17 protein-coding genes and 1 tRNA gene are annotated in these 17,455 nt (G+C 66.0%); 15 read left to right on the top strand and 3 right to left on the bottom strand.

Translation table 11 applies throughout. The features are described from left to right. The first annotated feature begins 41 nt into the window (after positions 1–41). Complete coding sequence (locus T336_RS0100125) at positions 42–533, top strand: Lrp/AsnC family transcriptional regulator (RefSeq protein WP_019703512.1); 492 nt, start codon at positions 42–44, stop codon at positions 531–533. Between the two features lie 22 nt (positions 534–555). Here T336_RS0100125 and T336_RS0100120 read toward each other — a convergent pair whose 3' ends face one another. Then, positions 556–1,512 carry a DMT family transporter gene (locus T336_RS0100120; RefSeq protein ID WP_019703513.1) on the bottom strand — a complete coding sequence of 319 codons (957 nt, stop codon included), beginning with the start codon at positions 1,510–1,512 and terminating at the stop codon, positions 556–558. A gap of 63 nt (positions 1,513–1,575) precedes the next feature. Here T336_RS0100120 and T336_RS0100115 point away from each other — a divergent pair, with 63 nt between their 5' ends. From T336_RS0100115 to T336_RS0100065, 11 genes are all read left to right on the top strand, one after another. Next, entirely contained in the window at positions 1,576–2,004 is a 429-nt protein-coding gene (locus T336_RS0100115; RefSeq protein ID WP_026431058.1) for a gamma-glutamylcyclotransferase family protein, read from the top strand. A gap of 250 nt (positions 2,005–2,254) precedes the next feature. Then, positions 2,255–3,574 carry an isocitrate lyase gene (aceA, locus tag T336_RS0100110; protein WP_013594797.1) on the top strand — a complete coding sequence of 440 codons (1,320 nt, stop codon included), beginning with the start codon at positions 2,255–2,257 and terminating at the stop codon, positions 3,572–3,574. A 278-nt stretch (positions 3,575–3,852) separates the two neighbouring features. After that, the gene (gene thrS, locus T336_RS0100105; RefSeq protein WP_026431057.1) at positions 3,853–5,772 is read left to right on the top strand and encodes a threonine--tRNA ligase; all 1,920 of its coding nucleotides are present in this window, start codon (positions 3,853–3,855) and stop codon (positions 5,770–5,772) included. Positions 5,773–5,859: 87 nt separating this feature from the next. After that, the gene (gene infC, locus T336_RS0100100; RefSeq protein WP_081483844.1) at positions 5,860–6,450 is read left to right on the top strand and encodes a translation initiation factor IF-3; all 591 of its coding nucleotides are present in this window, start codon (positions 5,860–5,862) and stop codon (positions 6,448–6,450) included. A gap of 180 nt (positions 6,451–6,630) precedes the next feature. After that, on the top strand, positions 6,631–6,834 hold the full coding sequence (gene rpmI / locus T336_RS0100095; RefSeq protein ID WP_008904041.1) for a 50S ribosomal protein L35: 204 nt from the start codon (positions 6,631–6,633) through the stop codon (positions 6,832–6,834). 26 nt (positions 6,835–6,860) lie between these two features. Further along, the gene (rplT, locus tag T336_RS0100090) at positions 6,861–7,223 is read left to right on the top strand and encodes a 50S ribosomal protein L20 (RefSeq protein ID WP_011795945.1); all 363 of its coding nucleotides are present in this window, start codon (positions 6,861–6,863) and stop codon (positions 7,221–7,223) included. Between the two features lie 114 nt (positions 7,224–7,337). Further along, positions 7,338–8,390: a phenylalanine--tRNA ligase subunit alpha gene (gene pheS / locus T336_RS0100085; protein WP_019703518.1), complete on the top strand. Its 1,053-nt coding sequence runs from the start codon at positions 7,338–7,340 to the stop codon at positions 8,388–8,390. Between the two features lie 73 nt (positions 8,391–8,463). Then, entirely contained in the window at positions 8,464–10,902 is a 2,439-nt protein-coding gene (gene pheT, locus T336_RS0100080) for a phenylalanine--tRNA ligase subunit beta (protein ID WP_026431056.1), read from the top strand. Continuing rightward, positions 10,902–11,267: an integration host factor subunit alpha gene (locus T336_RS0100075; RefSeq protein WP_020425073.1), complete on the top strand. Its 366-nt coding sequence runs from the start codon at positions 10,902–10,904 to the stop codon at positions 11,265–11,267. The genes pheT and T336_RS0100075 overlap by 1 nt, the downstream gene beginning before the upstream one ends. A 112-nt stretch (positions 11,268–11,379) precedes the next feature. Next, positions 11,380–11,772: a MerR family transcriptional regulator gene (locus tag T336_RS0100070; RefSeq protein WP_019703521.1), complete on the top strand. Its 393-nt coding sequence runs from the start codon at positions 11,380–11,382 to the stop codon at positions 11,770–11,772. 27 nt (positions 11,773–11,799) lie between these two features. Beyond that, positions 11,800–11,876, top strand: a tRNA-Pro gene (locus T336_RS0100065). Between the two features lie 212 nt (positions 11,877–12,088). Here the strand turns inward: T336_RS0100065 and T336_RS25805 are convergent. Continuing rightward, positions 12,089–12,247 carry a DUF3309 family protein gene (locus tag T336_RS25805; RefSeq protein ID WP_019703522.1) on the bottom strand — a complete coding sequence of 53 codons (159 nt, stop codon included), beginning with the start codon at positions 12,245–12,247 and terminating at the stop codon, positions 12,089–12,091. A 226-nt stretch (positions 12,248–12,473) separates the two neighbouring features. On the opposite strand from T336_RS25805, the gene T336_RS27270 reads away from it, so the two are divergent. Together T336_RS27270 and T336_RS0100050 are read left to right on the top strand one after the other, a co-directional pair. Further along, a complete protein-coding gene (locus tag T336_RS27270; RefSeq protein ID WP_244883839.1) occupies positions 12,474–13,262 on the top strand; it encodes a hypothetical protein in 789 nt (262 codons plus the stop codon). A gap of 169 nt (positions 13,263–13,431) precedes the next feature. Next, entirely contained in the window at positions 13,432–13,995 is a 564-nt protein-coding gene (locus tag T336_RS0100050; RefSeq protein ID WP_026431055.1) for a sugar O-acetyltransferase, read from the top strand. Positions 13,996–14,044: 49 nt separating this feature from the next. Here the strand turns inward: T336_RS0100050 and T336_RS0100045 are convergent, their stop codons facing one another. Beyond that, positions 14,045–15,880 carry an ABC transporter ATP-binding protein gene (locus tag T336_RS0100045; protein WP_026431054.1) on the bottom strand — a complete coding sequence of 612 codons (1,836 nt, stop codon included), beginning with the start codon at positions 15,878–15,880 and terminating at the stop codon, positions 14,045–14,047. A 247-nt stretch (positions 15,881–16,127) separates the two neighbouring features. Between T336_RS0100045 and T336_RS0100040 the strand changes: the two genes are divergently transcribed. Next, positions 16,128–17,402 (top strand): SLC13 family permease, encoded by a 1,275-nt coding sequence (locus T336_RS0100040; RefSeq protein ID WP_026431053.1) that lies wholly within the window; start codon positions 16,128–16,130, stop codon positions 17,400–17,402. Positions 17,403–17,455 lie beyond the last annotated feature (53 nt).

The following is a 17,455-nucleotide window of genomic DNA, read 5'->3' as shown; positions in this document are numbered from 1 at the left end:
CATGGGCTGTCTTGCCAGTGTTTTCATGGCCAAATGGCGGGATGACCGAAAAGACCGAAATCGACGGCTACGATGCCCGCATCCTCGCGGCACTCCAGCAGGACGGCCGCATCACCATGGCCGAACTGGGGCGGCAGGTGCACCTCAGCCAGCCTGCGGTCACCGAACGGGTGCGCAAGCTCGAAGCGGCCGGCATCATCCGGGGCTACGGCGCCCGGGTGGACCATGCGGCCCTAGGCTATGGCATCCGCGCCATCATCCGGGTAGGGCGCGCGGAATATGCGCGCGTCGTGCGGCTCATCGAGCAGACGCCCGAGGTGGTCAATGCCTACAACGTGACCGGCGACGACAGCTGGATCCTGGAGATCGCGGTCATCGACGTCAGCCACCTCGACGCGGTCGTGACCGCGTTCTGCCTGCTGGCCGAAACCTCCACCTGCATCGTGCTCAACGCCCCGCGGGAAAACGCCCCGGTGCTGCCGGCCCGCCGCGACAGCATCAGGCCACCCATCCGCAAGGTCACCGGCCGCTGAGGCCGCGGGGCAGGCCGTCCGCTCAAGCCTGCGGAGGCTGCCGCCCGGACGCCGGCGGTTTCCGGCGCCCGGGCAGCGTGGCCAGCACCACGCTCGCCACCGCGATCCCGAAAGCCAGCAGCTGCAACGGCGTGAACCGCTCGCCCAGCACCACCACGCCGACCAGTGCCGCGCTCACCGGCAGCATCACGGTGAAGACGCCGCCCTGCGCGGCGGGCACGATCTTCAGCCCGGTCATCCACAGCCAGACGGTCCACACGCTGGCGGCCAGCGCGTAGAACACCAGCAGCAGCCACATACCGGGCTTGAGCGACGAGAAATCGAACTGCAGCGCCGCATACAGCCCCATGGGCGTGGCCAGCAGGAACCCCCACAGATTGATCAGCGCCGTGATGCGGCGCGGACCCAGCGTGCCCGTGAGCTTCTTGCCGATCACCGAATACGCCGCCTCGCAAATCACCGCGCCGATCAACAGCAATTGGCCGAGCCAGACGAGGTGGCGGGGCTGGGCACCGCCCTGCGTGCCGGTACCGGCATGCGCACCACCCCCCGGCTGGGCCACGGAAAACAGCGCGATGCCCAGTACCGCGAGGCCCACGGCGGCCCAGGTTCGGCGGGGCACCTGCTCCTTCAGGAAGAACCAGCTCATCACCGCGACCGCCGCCGGAATGCCTGCCATGGTGACGCCGGCAGTGACCGCGCTGGTCAGGCCGACGCCCGAGATCATGCACAGCGTGAAAAGGAAATTGCCCAGGAACGATTCCAGGAACAGCAGGCGGCGCACCTGCGGTGACATGGGGGGCTCGTCCGCCGGCTTGCGCAGCCACGACAGCATGCCCAGACCACCGATCCCGAACCGCATCCATGCCAGCAGGAAGACCGGCAGCGCTTGGGACAGGGGCTTGGACAGTGCGACGTAGCTGCCCACCAGGATCATGCTGAGGGCAAGGCAGAGATAGGCGACGGGGCGGCTGGGCATGCGGCGATCGCGGCCCGGATCGATAGACTGAAGGGCCGACGCTGATTTCTAGGACCACGCATCATGCCTCAGCCGCCGCACGCCGGTTCTGCTCGCCACGTATTCGTCTACGGCACTTTGCGCCGCGGAGGAAGCAACGACATCACCCAGCTCGATCCTCCACCGGTCCCCGTCGGCACGGCTGCGGTTCCCGGCGTGCTCTACGACCTCGGTGCCTATCCGGGTATCGCGCTGACCGGCCCCGCGTCCGAAGGAGAAGGGCGGGTGCCCGTGCTGGGAGAGGTCTATGCCATCACCCCCGCGCTGGAGCGCTGCCTGGACCGGATCGAGGAGATCTGGCCCGAACCCTCCGGCGAATACGTCAAGCGCGAAGTGGTGGTTCGCCTCAGGGAGGGCGGGGCGGAGCTCCCGTGCCTGATATACGAGATTTCTCCCGCTCACCTCCATGGCGCGCCAAGGCTGCTGCATGGCGACTGGATGGCCACGCGCTGAAATTTCGCCCATGAAACTCCCCTGCCACATTGTGAAAATTGACAATGCTGCGGTGCCGCATAATTTCTCGATACGAGAAAATGCATTTCATAATTCAAAATACTCGCGCTAAGCCATTGATTTTGAAGGTAAAAATTTTATGTCTTATATAAGACATAAGAGCTTGCATGGGTCTTCTACAAGACCTACAGTTGTCTCCAAGGACGGCACACACCGCCTTCGTGTTTCCACCCACTTCCTGGAGATGACCATGCCCCAAACCTTCAATGAGCAACTGAGCCGTGAACAGCAAATCGCCGCCCTCGAAAAAGACTGGGCGCAGAACCCCCGCTGGAAGGGGATCAAGCGCGGTTACAGCGCTGCCGATGTCGTGCGGCTCCGCGGCTCCTTCCAGGTCGAACACACGCTGGCGCGCCGCGGTGCTGAAAAGCTCTGGAACCTCGTCCACAACGAACCTTATGTGAACTGCCTCGGCGCGCTGACCGGCGGCCAGGCCATGCAGCAGGTCAAGGCTGGCATCAAGGCGATCTACCTGTCCGGCTGGCAGGTGGCGGCCGACAACAACGAGTACGCCGCGATGTACCCCGACCAGTCGCTGTACCCGGTGGATTCGGTGCCCAAGGTCGTGGAGCGCATCAACAACAGCTTCACCCGCGCCGACGAAATCCAGTGGGCCAAGGGCGTGAACCCCGGCGACGCAGGCTTCATCGACTACCACGCCCCCATCGTGGCCGATGCCGAGGCCGGCTTCGGCGGCGTGCTGAACGCCTATGAGCTGATGAAGGCCATGATCCGTGCCGGCGCTGCCGGCGTGCACTTCGAAGACCAGCTCGCATCGGTCAAGAAGTGCGGCCACATGGGCGGCAAGGTGCTGGTGCCCACGCAGGAAGCCGTGCAGAAGCTCATCGCCGCGCGCATGGCCGCCGACGTGTACGGCGTGCCCACCCTGGTCATCGCCCGCACCGACGCCGAGGCCGCAGACCTCATCACCAGCGACTACGACGAGAACGACAAGCCCTTCCTGACGGGTGAGCGCACGGCCGAAGGCTTCTACAAGACCCGCAAGGGCATCGACCAGGCCATCAGCCGTGCCGTGGCGTATGCCGAATACGCGGACCTGGTCTGGTGCGAGACCGGCACGCCGGACCTGGAGTTCGCCCGCAAGTTCGCCGAGGCCGTGCACGCCAAACACCCGGGCAAGCTGCTCGCATACAACTGCTCGCCGTCTTTCAACTGGAAGAAGAACCTCGACGACGCGACCATCGCCAAGTTCCAGCGCGAACTGGGCGCCATGGGCTACAAGTACCAGTTCATCACGCTGGCCGGCATCCACAGCATGTGGTTCAACATGTTCGACCTGGCGCAGGACTACGTGAAGCGCGGCATGTCCGCCTATGTGGAAAAGGTGCAGGAGCCCGAATTCGCGGCCCGCGAGCGCGGCTACACGTTCGTGTCGCACCAGCAGGAGGTGGGCACGGGCTACTTCGACGAGGTGACCACCGTGATCCAGGGTGGAAAGTCCAGCGTGACCGCGCTGACCGGCTCCACCGAGGAAGAGCAGTTCCACTGACCTGCCCGTTGACCGGCCGCCGCGGACGGGCCCTTGCGGACCGCCCGCGGGCACGGGTTAGAATGCCTGCATCAACCATTTGCAAGGGCGAGAAAGGCATGACGGTTATGACACCGCGAACTACGGAGACCCCCTCCCGCAGCCGCTAGGCTGCATGTTCGCGCCTGCACGTCACTCACTGTTGCCTGCACCCCCGAAAAAGCGCGGACATCGTTCCGCGTTTTTTTTCGCCTTCGCTTTTCTCGCGCATCCTCCCCGTCGAACCAAGGCTCCAGCACATGATCCGGATCACGCTCCCCGACAACTCCCAACGCGAATACGCCGGCCCCGTCTCGGTGGCCGACGTAGCCCAGTCCATCGGGCCGGGACTCGCCAAGATGACCGTGGCAGGCAAGGTCGATGACCGCCTGGTGGACGCCAGCGACGTGATCGACCACGACGCGCGCCTGCAGATCATCACCCCGCGGGACCAGGAAGGGGTTGAGATCATCCGACACTCCTGCGCCCACCTGGTGGGCCATGCCGTCAAGCAGCTCTACCCGACGGCGAAGATGGTGATCGGCCCGGTGATCGAGGAAGGCTTCTATTACGACATCGCCTACGAGCGCCCCTTCACGCCCGAGGACCTCGCGGCGATCGAGCAGCGCATGAAGGAGCTCATCGCGCAGGACTACGACGTCGTCAAGAAGATGACGCCCCGCGACGAGGTGATCCAGGTCTTCCGCGAGCGCGGCGAGGACTACAAGCTGCGCCTCGTGGAGGACATGCCCGACGAGAAGGCGATGGGTTTGTACTACCACCAGGAATACGTGGACATGTGCCGCGGCCCCCACGTGCCGAACACGCGATTCCTGAAGGTGTTCAAGCTGACGCGCGTCTCCGGCGCCTACTGGCGCGGCGATGCCAAGAACGAGCAGCTGCAGCGCATCTACGGCACCGCCTGGGCCGACAAGAAGGACCTGGAGGCGTATATCAAGCGCATCGAGGAAGCCGAAAAGCGCGACCATCGCCGCCTCGGCCGCGAACTTGACCTGTTCCACATCGACGAGCACTCCCCCGGCACGGTCTTCTGGCACCCCAAGGGCTGGACGATCTGGCAGGGCGTGGAGCAGTACATGCGCCAGGTTTACCGCGACAACGGCTACCAGGAGGTCAAGGGCCCCCAGATCCTCGACAAGCACCTCTGGGAGAAGACGGGCCACTGGGACAAGTACCGCGAGAACATGTTCACGACGGAGAGCGAGAAGCACGACTACGCCCTCAAGCCGATGAACTGCCCCGGCCACATCCTGATCTTCAACCAGGGCGTGAAGAGCTACCGCGACCTGCCGCTGCGCTACGGCGAGTTCGGCCAGTGCCACCGCAACGAGCCCACGGGTGGCCTGCACGGCATCATGCGCGTGCGCGCCTTCACGCAGGACGACGGCCACATCTTCTGCACCGAAGACCAGATCCAGCAGGAGTGCATCAACTTCACGACCCTGCTGCAGAAGGTCTACAAGGATTTCGGCTTCACCGACATCATCTACAAGGTGGCGACGCGCCCTGAAAAGCGCATCGGCTCGGAGGAAAGCTGGGACAAGGCCGAGAATGCCCTCATCGAAAGCCTGAAGGCCTCGGGCTGCGACTACCAGATCGCCGTGGGCGACGGTGCGTTCTATGGCCCGAAGCTCGAGTACACGCTGCGCGACGCGATCGGCCGCCACTGGCAGTGCGGCACCATCCAGGTGGATCCGTCCATGCCGGAGCGCCTGGGTGCGGAATATGTGGGGGAAGATGGCCAGCGCCACCGTCCCATCGTGCTGCACCGCGCCATCGTCGGCAGCCTGGAGCGTTTCATCGGCATCCTGATCGAGCAGCACGCGGGCGCGCTGCCCGTCTGGCTGGCTCCGGTGCAGGTGGCGGTGCTCAACATTACCGGCGCGCAGGACGATTACTGTCGCGAAATTGCCGCAAAGCTCCAAAAAGCGCTGCCGAATCAAGGCCTTAGGGTGGAGCTGGATCTGCGCAACGAGAAGATTACGTATAAAATACGAGAGCATTCGTTGCAAAAGCTGCCCTATATCCTCGTCGTGGGTGACAAGGAGAAGGCGGCTGGTGCCGTTGCCGTGCGGGCGCGGGGTAACCGTGATCTGGGTGTGATGCCGCTGGAGGCGTTCATTTCCCTGATCGGGCAGGACATCACCGACAAGGTCTGATGCATTGCCGGGTACGCCGCAGGGATCCCGCCGTGCTGCGGCGTATCGCCACATTTTTCGTGGCTTGTTGATTGAAGGAATACAGCCATCGCTACTGAATTTCGTGACCGTCGCCAGCGCGAGGAGCGCAAGCACCGCCTGAACCGTGAAATCATGGCTCCCGAGGTTCGCCTCTCCGGGCCGGACAACGAGCCGCTCGGGGTGGTCAGCCTCATGGAAGCCCTCCGCATGGCGGGCGAGCTGGATGTGGACCTGGTGGAGATTGCCGCTACGGCCAACCCTCCCGTGTGCCGCCTTGTGGACTATGGAAAGTTCAAGTACCAAGAGCAGAAGCGCGCGGCCGAGGCCAAGGCCAAGCAGACGGTCATCGAAATCAAGGAAGTGAAGTTCCGTCCCGGTACGGACGACGGCGACTACAACATCAAGCTGCGCAACATCCGTCGTTTCCTCGCCGAAGGTGACAAGTGCAAGATCACGCTCCGCTTCCGCGGCCGTGAAATCACCCACCAGGAAATCGGACTCGCGCTGCTCAACCGCATCCGCGACGACCTCGGGGACACGATCCTGGTCGAGCAGTTCCCGAAGCTCGAAGGGCGCCAGATGATCATGATGATCGCGCCCGGCAAGCGCAAGCCTGCCGCGAAGCCGGCAGCGGAAGGTGCGGCAGCCTCCACCTGATGGTGGGCCTGCCTTGAAGGAATGTTCCCAGGAGCACGCGAGTGCTGCCGGGACATGGCAAGGGTCTCACGACCCTGCCGCGGCATCCCATGGGGCGCCGCACAAGAAGTGGCTCGGGGCCTGCAAGTTTGCGGATGGGTCTGCAAACGCCTCGCGAGCACGACAAAAAGGAGCATTGAAATGCCCAAAATGAAGACCAAGAGCAGCGCGAAAAAGCGTTTCCGCGTTCGTCCCGGTGGCACCGTCAAGCGCGGTCAAGCCTTCAAACGTCACATCTTGACCAAGAAGACCACCAAGAACAAGCGCCATCTGCGTGGTGCGGTTGCTGTGCACGAGACCAACATGGGCTCGATTTCACAGATGCTGCCCGGCATGGGCGTTTAATTGACTGACGAACAAGGAGTACACACATGCCTCGCGTCAAACGTGGTGTAACGGCACGCGCCCGTCACAAGAAAGTCCTGGCCCTCTCCAAGGGTTTCCGCGGCCGCCGCGGCAACGTCTTCCGCATCGCCAAGCAGGCGGTGATGAAGGCAGGCCAATACGCCTACCGTGACCGTCGTACCAAGAAGCGCGTGTTCCGCCAACTGTGGATCGCCCGTATCAATGCCGCTTCCCGCGAACTGGGGCTGACCTACAGCCAGTTCACGAACGGCCTGAAGAAGGCTGCCATCGAGATCGACCGCAAGATGCTGGCCGACCTCGCGGTGCACGACAAGGCTGCCTTCGGCAGCATCGTGGAACAAGTCAAGGCCAAGCTGGCCGCCGCTTGATCTCACGATCGGCAGCTATCCTCTCCGGGTAGCTGCCTGCGCAACAACAGCAAGGGCTAGGGCTTGAAAAGGCGCTAGCCCTTGTTTATTTCTCCAAGACGACAAAGAGTTGGTATGAACGAGCTGGATTCCCTGGTAGATGCCGCCCGCAGGATGTTCGCGGACGCGGCCACGCCCACCGACCTGGAAAATGCCAAGGCCCAGTTCCTGGGCAAGGCCGGGCGAGTGACCGAACTCCTCAAGGGCCTGGCCCAGCTGCCTGTCGAGGAGAAGAAGTCCCGGGGTGCCGCGGTGAACGTGGCCAAGCAGGCCATCGAGCAGGCCCTGAACGAGCGCCGCCAGGCCCTGGCCGACGCCGAACTGCAGGCGCAACTGCAGGCCGAGGCGCTCGACGTGACGCTGCCCGGCCGGCAGCGGGGGCAGGGCGGCCTGCATCCCGTCTCGCTCACCCTGGAACGCATCGAGGGCATCTTCGGATCCATGGGTTTCGACGTGGCAGACGGGCCGGAAATCGAATCCGACTGGTTCAACTTCACTGCATTGAACACGCCGGAGGACCATCCCGCGCGCTCGATGCACGATACCTTCTACGTGGAGGGCGGCACGGCGTCCGCCCCGCTGCTGCTGCGCACGCACACCAGCCCGATGCAGATCCGCCATGCCGTCCAGCATGTGAAGAAGCACCGCGCGTTGCTGGACGCCGGCCAGCCCATGCCCGAGATCCGCGTGATCGCCCCGGGCCGTACCTACCGGGTGGACAGCGATGCTACGCATTCGCCGATGTTCCACCAGTGCGAAGGGCTCTGGATCGGCGAGAACGTCAGCTTCAAGGACTTGAAGGTCGTGTTCACCGCCTTCTGCCGAACCTTCTTCGAAAGCGACGATCTGGTGCTGCGGTTCCGCCCGAGCTTCTTCCCGTTCACCGAGCCGAGCGCCGAAATCGACATCCAGTTCCAGGAGGGTCCGCTGGCAGGCCGCTGGCTGGAAGTGGCGGGCTCCGGGCAGGTGCATCCCAACGTGGTGCGCAACATGGGGCTCGATCCCGAGAAGTACATCGGTTTTGCATTCGGCATGGGCCCCGACCGCCTCACCATGCTGCGCTACGGCGTCAACGACCTGCGCCTGTTCTTCGACGGCGACATCCGCTTCCTCTCGCAGTTTCAGTAAGCGCTGAACCCCTTTTCGACTTCGCCGTGCGGGCCCGGCCCCTGCGGCGCCGGCCGCTCCTTTTGAACCGACTATGCAATTTCCTGAATCCTGGCTGCGCGAATTCTGCAACCCGCCCCTGTCCACGGCAGAGCTGGCCGAAACCCTCACCATGGCGGGCCTGGAGGTGGAGGACCTGTCCCCCGTCGCGCCCCCGTTCCACGGCGTGGTGGTGGGCGAGATCAAGGAAGCGGTGCAGCATCCCAATGCCGACCGGCTGCGGGTGTGCCAGGTCGATGTCGGCCAGCCCGCTCTGCTGAACATCGTCTGCGGTGCGGCCAACGCCCGCGTGGGCATCAAGGTACCCTGCGCCACGGTGGGTGCCGAACTGCCTCCGGGCGAGGACGGCAAGCCTTTCGCCATCAAGGTGGGCAAGCTCCGCGGCGTGGAGAGCCAGGGCATGCTCTGCTCCGCGCGCGAACTCAAGCTCTCGGAAGACCATGAAGGCCTGTTCGAGCTGCCGGCGGATGCACCGGTGGGGCAGGACATCCGCCAGTACCTCGCACTCGACGACACGCTGTTCACGCTCAAGCTTACGCCCAACCTGGCGCACGCCCTGAGCGTGTACGGCATCGCGCGCGAAGTTTCAGCGTTGACGGGCGCGCCGCTGCGCGAGCCCGTGTGCACCGCGGCGCCGGTGGGCAGTGACGAGGTGCTGCCCGTCAAGATCAGTGCGCCGGACCTGTGCGGCCGCTTTTCCGGCCGTGTGGTGCGCCACATCAATGCGATGGCCTCCACGCCGCGCTGGATGCTGGACCGTCTCGCACGCTGCGGCCAGCGCGGCGTGTCGCCGCTGGTGGACATCTCCAACTATGTGATGTTCGAACTGGGCCGGCCGTCGCACATCTTCGACCTGGAGAAGATCCATGGCGGGCTGGAGGTGCGCTGGGGCCGCGAAGGCGAGTCGCTGAAGCTGCTCAATGGCGCCACGGTCGATGTCGATGGCCAGGTCGGCGTGATCGCCGACGAACGGCAGGTGGAGTCGCTGGCCGGCATCATGGGCGGGGACGCCACCGCGGTGTCCGACGATACGCGCCACATCTACATCGAGGCGGCCTTCTGGTGGCCCAAGGCGGTGGCGGGCCGGTCGCGCCGCTTCAACTTCTCCACCGATGCAGGCCACCGCTTCGAACGCGGCGTGGACCCTCGGTTGACGGTGGAGCATATCGAGCGCATCACGCAACTGGTGCTGGAGATCTGCGGCACGCCCGAGACGGTCTGCGGCCCGATCGATGACCAGGCGCCGAACCTGCCGCAAGCGCGGCCGGTGACGCTGCGGGTCGAGCGCGCGGCCAAGGTGATCGGCATGCCGCTCACGTTGTCGCAGTGCGCCGATGCCCTGCGCAAGCTCGGATTGCAGCCGCAAGAGGGTGAAGGCTGCCTCACGGTCACGCCGCCGTCCTATCGTTTCGACATCGCGATCGAGGAGGACCTGATCGAGGAAGTGGTGCGCATCGTGGGCTATGGCCAGCTTCCCGAGACGCCGCCCCTCGCCCCGATCACGCCCAAGCTGCGGCGTGAAGACCGGCGCAGCGCATTCGCGGTGCGGCGGGAACTGGCGGCCCTCGGCTACCAGGAAACCATCAATTTCAGCTTCGTGGAAGAGCTGTGGGAGCGTGACCTCGCAGCCAATGCGGAACCCATCCGCCTGCTCAATCCCATCGCCAGCCAGATGAGCGTCATGCGCTCGTCGCTGCTGGGATCGCTGCTGCAGGTGCTGAAGTTCAACCTCGACCGCAAGGCACCCCGGGTGCGCGTGTTCGAACTGGGCCGCGTGTTCCTGCGCGATGCGGGCGTGGCTAGCTCCGACACCACGGTCGAAGGTTTCCACCAGCCCATGCGTGTCGCGGGCGCGGCCTACGGAGCAGGGGATGTGCTGCAGTGGAGCCGCAAGGACGATGCAGTGGACTTCTTCGACGTGAAGGGCGACGTGGAAGCGCTGCTCGCTCCACGCAAGGCCGTATTCGAGCCCGCCGAACATCCGGCCATGCACCCCGGGCGTTGTGCGCGGGTGCTGCTGGAAGGGCGCAGCATCGGCTTCGTTGGCGAGCTGCATCCCAAGTGGCGCCAGCAATGGGATTTCGCTCAGGCTCCGGTGCTGTTCGAACTCGAGCTGGACGCGGTGCTGGCGCGCGATGTCCCGCGGTTCGCCGCGGTGGGCAAGCAGCAGGCCGTGGAACGCGACATCGCCATCGTCGTGTCCGAGCAGACGACCCATGCGGACGTCATGCGCGTGATCGGCAGCGCGCTGCCCGCCACGCGCCTGCGCTCGTCGGTGCTCTTCGACGTCTTCCGGCCCAAGCGCGGCAAGGATGGCGAGCCCGTGGCCGGCTTTGGCCCCGGGGAGAAAAGCTTCGCGGTGCGACTGGCCCTGGGCGACGGCGTGACGGCGCTCACCGACGCGGAGATCGACGAATCGCTGCAGGCGGTTTTGCGGCAGCTGGAGCAGCAACTGGGGGCGCGACTGCGGTGATGACTTTGACCCACACTTCCAAGGGCTCGGACATGATGGAACTGGCCGTGGAGAGCCTGGAGACGCCTGCGCTGACCAAGGCGCAGCTCGCGGAACTGCTGTTCGACCAGATCGGCCTGAACAAGCGGGAGTCCAAGGACATGATCGACGCGTTCTTCGACCTGATCGCGCAGCGCCTGGTGGATGGCCAGGACGTGAAGATTTCCGGGTTCGGGAATTTCCAGATACGCACCAAGGCACCGCGCCCGGGGCGCAACCCGCGCACGGGGGAAGCCATTCCGATCCAGGCGCGCCGGGTGGTCACCTTCCATGCCAGCACCAAGCTGAAGGAGCAGATCCAGGGCGGCGGGTCGCCAGCCGCCTGACGAGGACGGGGCGCGTACACACCTTTCGGCCGGCACTTGATTGAGCCGCTGGCGCGTTCCCCGGCCCTGCAGTACCCTTCCCGCCGTCCGCTTCTACCCTTTGCGCACTCCCATGGGCACGCCGCTTCCTTCCATTCCCGCGAAAAGGTACTTCACCATCGGCGAAGTTGCCGAGCTGTGCGGAGTCAAGCCCCATGTGCTGCGGTACTGGGAGCAGGAGTTCACGCAGCTGCGCCCCATGAAGCGCAGGGGGAACCGCAGGTACTACCAGCACCACGAGGTGCTGATGATCCGGCGTATCCGGGAGTTGCTGTATGACCAGGGCTTCACGATCAGTGGGGCGCGCAACCGCCTGCAGGAGGTGGACAGCCATGGAGAGGGTGACGAAGGCGATGTGTCCGTGGCGTCGGGCAGCGCAGGCGCTGACGCGGAGCGCGGCGGCCTGTCCCTGGAAGGGCTGCGGAAAGAATTATTGGAAATTCGTGCACTTTTGTCCGGCCACTGATTTTTTGCCATATAATCTAAGTCTTGTCGGCGTGTAGCGCAGCCTGGTAGCGCACTTGCATGGGGTGCAAGGGGTCGCGAGTTCGAATCCCGCCACGCCGACCATTGATGTGAGAGGCCCAGCTTTGAAAGAAGCTGGGCCTTTTTTCTTTGTCGGGCCTCACGTACCGACCTCGCCTTGCTCCAGGGCGGCGGGATCTACCCGGAGCTGTGTTCCCCGCAATCTGCCCGCCATCAAAAAAGGCCCGGTGCCTTGCACCGGGCCTTGTCGCTTGCGGCCTCTTGCAGAGGTCCTGGGGGAAGCTGCCGGACTACTGTCAGATGCGTCCCATCAGCAGCAGGATGAGCAGGATCACGACGACCAGGCCCACGCCGCCGCTGGGCCCGTAGCCCCATGCGCGACTGTGGCCCCAGGTCGGCAGCACACCGATCAGGATGAGGATCAGGATGATGAGCAGGATGAGGGAGATCGACATGGTGTTGCCCTTACATATGTTGTGGAGAGATGGTGTGACGCATTGTTGAAGGGGGCCGGGCGGCACGTGGCAGGCCGGAAGCGCTGGCGTGCGTAGGAGGGGATCGACGCAACTGGCGCAGGCGCTGCTTCTTCTTTCGCATGCACGGGGCCGGCTTCGCTGCGACCGTGCCCCCGGTATGTCGTGCCCTGCACACTGGGTCGCAATACATCCATCGTCTCTGTCCATGAACGCACGCACCGGCGCTATCTCATCTCCGTTGTCGGCTCTGCGCCAGCCGCTGTCCAGGGAGGCAGATGCCACGCCTCCGCCACCGCGCCCCGAATCACGGAAGGGCCCCGATGCCCCGGCAGGGCTGGCCGGGCGTGAGCGGCCTGCGTCCATTGGGGGGCAGGCGGCCCTGCCGCCGCGTGGCGGCCGGGTGCTCGCGAGTCCCTCCAGTCTGCGGGGTAATGCGCTGTTCCAGCGGCAGCGTGCTTTGCACAACCCGGAGGAAACGCCAGCGGCGGCGTCCCACCAGGAGGCCACTCCGGAAAGCACGGAGAAGCCGCCATTGCCCGCGCACGGCCGTCCTGCGGCGGTTACGGCGCATCACGCCGCGCCCCCACCGCGCGAGGACGGCGGCGAGCCCACCGAGGCCCTGCCCGCGTCCCACGGAAAAGCAGACGGACATGCCGGCGAGGACATTCCATTCGACGGAGAGGGCGGCATGCCGCATGGAGAGGGGCCGGGTTTCCCGATGCCCCACTTCCCGCCGACTCCATCCCACCCGTCTTTCGGCCATGGTGACGATGATCCGGAAGACGGCGAGGAGGACCCGCACCGCCCCGACGGTTCCACACGACGTGCCATCTCGGCCCAGGAGCAGCAGATCGCGAACCAGAATGCGCTCACCGAAGCCTCCGTGCGGGCGCAGATGCAGGCAGCGCTCAACGAATTCACCATCAAGAGCAGTGAGGGCGTTGCCAAGGCCATCAAGTCGCTGGGCAAGTCCCAGGCAGATCTGATCACCTGACGCATGCCCTCGGCTGCGTGCCCGCAGACAGGCGCAGCAACTGTTGCCGCCAGCAGCTGCTCGGCAGAAGTCCAGGGGCAGCCTGGGCCACCGCAGTGAACCGGTGCGGCCGCCGCAGATCGGGCGGGTCTCCGACAGGCTCATCTTCTGTAGCCCCTCAGAATGATTCATGGCGACCGAAAAACAGAAAATGCTGGCCGGCGAGCTCTACCATGCCGGCGACGCGGAGTTGCAGGCCGACATGGCCGCCGCGCGCCGCTGGATGGCGCGCTACAACGATATGGCGGCCCATGCCAGCCTGGATGCGCGCGGGCGGCACATGCTGCTGCTGGAGGGCCTGGGGTCCGTCGGTGAAGGTACGGCGGTGCGGCCGCCGTTCCATTGCGACTACGGTTTCAACATCCACCTGGGATCGGGCGTGTTCCTGAACTTCAATTGCGTGATCCTCGACGTGGTGGAAGTGCACATCGGCGACGGAACGCAGATCGGGCCCGGCGTGCAGATCTACGCGGCGGACCATCCCCGCGACGCGGCCATCCGCGCCACCGGGCTGGAGTCGGGCCGGCCGGTGCGCATCGGCCGTGACGTCTGGATCGGCGGCGGGGCGATCCTGCTGCCGGGCATCACGGTGGGGGATGGGGCGGTGATCGGTGCGGGCAGTGTCGTCACGCGCGACGTGGCGTCCGGCGCCACCGTGGGCGGCAATCCCGCGCGGCCGCTGCGCCCCCGCTGAGGGGTACGTCGCAAGACAGCCGTCCGGCGGTTTTCCCCCGCAGCGGCGGTCAGGCGCCGTCCGGCTCTCCCAGGAAGCCGCCGCTCTGGTGAGCCCACAGCCGGGCATACACGCCGCCCTGGGCCAGCAGTTCGGCATGCGTGCCCTGCTCGGCGATGCGGCCGGCGTCTAGCACGATGAGCCGGTCCAGCGCCGCGATGGTGGAGAGGCGGTGGGCGATGGCGATGACGGTCTTGCCCTGCATCAGGGTGTCCAGGCTCTGCTGGATGGCGGCTTCCACTTCCGAGTCGAGCGCGCTCGTGGCCTCGTCCAGCAACAGGATGGGCGCGTCCTTCAACATGACCCGCGCGATGGCCACGCGCTGGCGCTGGCCACCCGACAGCTTCACTCCGCGTTCACCCACCTGCGCCTCGTAGCCGCTGCGGCCCTGCAGGTCGGTGAGCTGATCGATGAAGGCAGCAGCTTCCGCGCGGTCGGCGGCCTCGTGCATCTGCGCGTCCGTGGCATCGGGGCGGCCGTAGAGGATGTTGTCGCGCATCGAGCGATGCAGCAGGGACGTATCCTGCGTGACCATGCCGATGGACTGGCGAAGGCTGTCCTGGGTCACGTGAGCGATGTCCTGGCCATCGATGAGCACGCGGCCGGCCTGCACGTCGTGGAAGCGCAGCAGCAGATTCACGAGTGTGGACTTGCCTGCTCCGGAGCGTCCGATCAGGCCGATGCGTTCGCCGGGCCGGATGGTCAGGTGCAGGTCGTCGATCACCGGGCGGCCCGGCTGGTAGCCGAAGGTCACGCCCTCGAAAGTCACCTCGCCGCGCGTCACCGCCAGGTGGCGGGCGTCCGGCGCGTCCACCACGGTGCGGGGGCGGGTGAGCGTGTTGATGCCGTCCTGGATGGTGCCGACGCTCTCGAACAGCGTGGTCACTTCCCACATGACCCAGTGCGCATGGCCCGAGACCCGCAGCGCCATGGCCGTGACCGCCGCCACCGCGCCCGCGCCCACCTGGCCCATCGACCAGAGCCACAGCGCCGTGCCGCAGGCCCCCAGGATCATGCCCACGACCAGCACGTGATTGACGATCTCGAAGGTGCTGACAAGACGCATCTGCGCATAGCCCGTGTGCTTGAAGGCGTCCATGGCCGCGCGGGCGAATTCCGCCTCGCGCCGCGTGTGGGAGAACAGCTTGACGGTGGCGATGTTGGTGTACGCGTCGGTGATGCGGCCCGTCATCACGGAACGGGCATCGGCCTGCGCCTTGCCCACCTTGCCCAGCCGTGGCACGAAGTACCAGCAGGCGGTGGCGTAGCACAGCACCCACAGTGCGAAGGGTACGAGCAGCCGGGCGTCGAAGCCGGCGGCCAGCGCCAGGATGGTGACCAGATAGACGCCCATGCCGATCACCACATCGGTGGTCGTGAAGATCATGTCGCGCACGGCCAGCGCCGTCTGCATGATCTTCGTCGTGATGCGGCCGGCGAACTCGTCCGCGTAGAACGACATGCTCTGTCCGAGCATCAGGCGGTGGAAGTTCCAGCGCAACCGCAGCGGGAAGTTGATGGCGAGCACCTGGTGCTTCACGCTTGTTTGCAGCACCACCAGCCCGATGCTGGCCGCCATCAGGCCTGCGATCAGCCAGAGCGCCCCCCGGTGCTCCGTCCAGAGGCTGGCGGGGGTTGTTCCGGACAGCCAGTCCACCAGGTGCCCGAGCACAGAGAAAAGGAACGCCTCATAGACGGCGATGGCCGCCGACAGCCCCGCCATCGCCATCACATGGCCGCGCAGGCCCTGCGTGCAGGCCCACACGAAAGCCATGAAGCCCTTGGGCGGCAGGGTGGGTTCGGTGGAGGGGTAGGGGGGGACGCGGTTTTCGAAGTACTGGAACACGGGCAGGCTCACTCCTGATCAGGTCGCAATGGTAGGTGCGCTGCGCGCCGCACATGCGGGAGGGGTCAATCGGCGCCATGTAGGCCAAGGTCGCGTTCTGGGCGGCAAGGGCCATTCCTGCCGATGGCCACGGCCGGGTTCCCTAGAATCCGCGTCCGGCAGGTGGCACAGCCCCTGCGATAGAACCATACAACAGCGCGCGCCGGGAGCTGTCCTGCCGGCCGCGCACAGAAAGGAATCGCTTTCCATGCTGACAATGGCCCATCCCGGGTGGACGTGGGGCGTGATCGCCGTTGCCACCGCCGCCGTCATCCTGCGGCCCGCGCGCGTTCCCGAGGCCGTGTGGGCCGTGGGGGGCGCACTCGTGCTCGCCGTGTCCGGCCTGCTGCCCTGGACGGAGGCATGGAAAGGCGTGCTGCGCGGACACGACGTGTATCTGTTCCTGGCCGGCATGATGCTGCTGTCGGAAATGGCACGCCGCGAAGGGGTGTTCGACTGGCTGGCCGTCGAGGCGGCACGCCGGGCGCGAGGCTCGGGCGAGCGCCTCTTCGCATGGGTTTTCGGCGTCGGCACGCTGGTGACCGCGACGCTGTCCAACGATGCCACGGCCGTCGTGCTCACGCCGGCGGTGATCGCCGTGGCGCGGGCCGTGGGCGCGGCGCCGCTGCCGTATCTGCTGATCTGCGCCTTCGTGGCCAATGCGGCCAGTTTTCTCCTGCCCATCTCCAATCCAGCCAACCTGGTCCTGTGGGGCGGGGGGCAGATGCCGTCGCTGCCCCATTGGCTGGCGCTGTTCGGCCTGCCGTCCGTCGCGGCGATCGGCGCTACGTACTGGGTCCTGAAATGGCGCGTCCGGCGGGACATCGACCGGCCCGTGGCCGCCGAGGTGCCAGCCCGTCCGCTGGGTGCCGGCGGCCGCCTTGCCGCTGCAGGGCTGGCGGTGTCGGCGGTGGTACTCGTGGGGTGCGCCTGGTGGCGGATTCCGCTGGGCGCTCCGACGCTGGGGGCGGCGCTGCTGACGTTGGCGCTGCTGCGGGTGGGCTGCGCCCACCAGGTGGGGCCGGTGTTGAAATCGGTGTCCTGGGGCGTGCTGCCGCTGGTGGCCGGACTCTTCGTCTTCGTGCAGGCACTGGAAGTCACCGGGGTGGTGGGGCACCTGGCCCGCATGCTGGCCGAGGCTGCGGCGGCCGCGCCGCTGGCCGCTGGCCCGGTGCTCGGTGCGCTGCTGGGTTTCGGCGCCAACCTGGTGAACAACCTGCCGGCCGGCCTGCTGGCCGGTGCCGCCCTGGAGGCTGCCCATGCCGCAGAGCCGCTGCGGGCCGCGGCACTCATCGGTGTCGATCTCGGCCCCAACCTGTCCATCACCGGTTCGCTTGCGACCCTCCTGTGGCTGGCGGCCCTGCGGCGGGAAGGGATCGAGGTGAGTGCGCTGCAGTTCCTGAAGTTCGGCGCCTGGGTGATGCCTCCGGCGCTCGCGGCAGCCCTTCTGGTGCTGATGGGCATGATGGCCGCCGGGCTGTAGGCGGCTGGCGCCGGCCCGGGCATCCCGGCAGGACAGGGGTACCCATGAAAGCT

The organism is Paracidovorax oryzae ATCC 19882, assembly GCF_000687165.1.
Lineage (GTDB): Bacteria > Pseudomonadota > Gammaproteobacteria > Burkholderiales > Burkholderiaceae_C > Paracidovorax > Paracidovorax oryzae.
The sequence above is the reverse complement of the archived record's forward strand: the minus strand, read 5'-3'. Positions and strand labels throughout refer to the sequence as shown.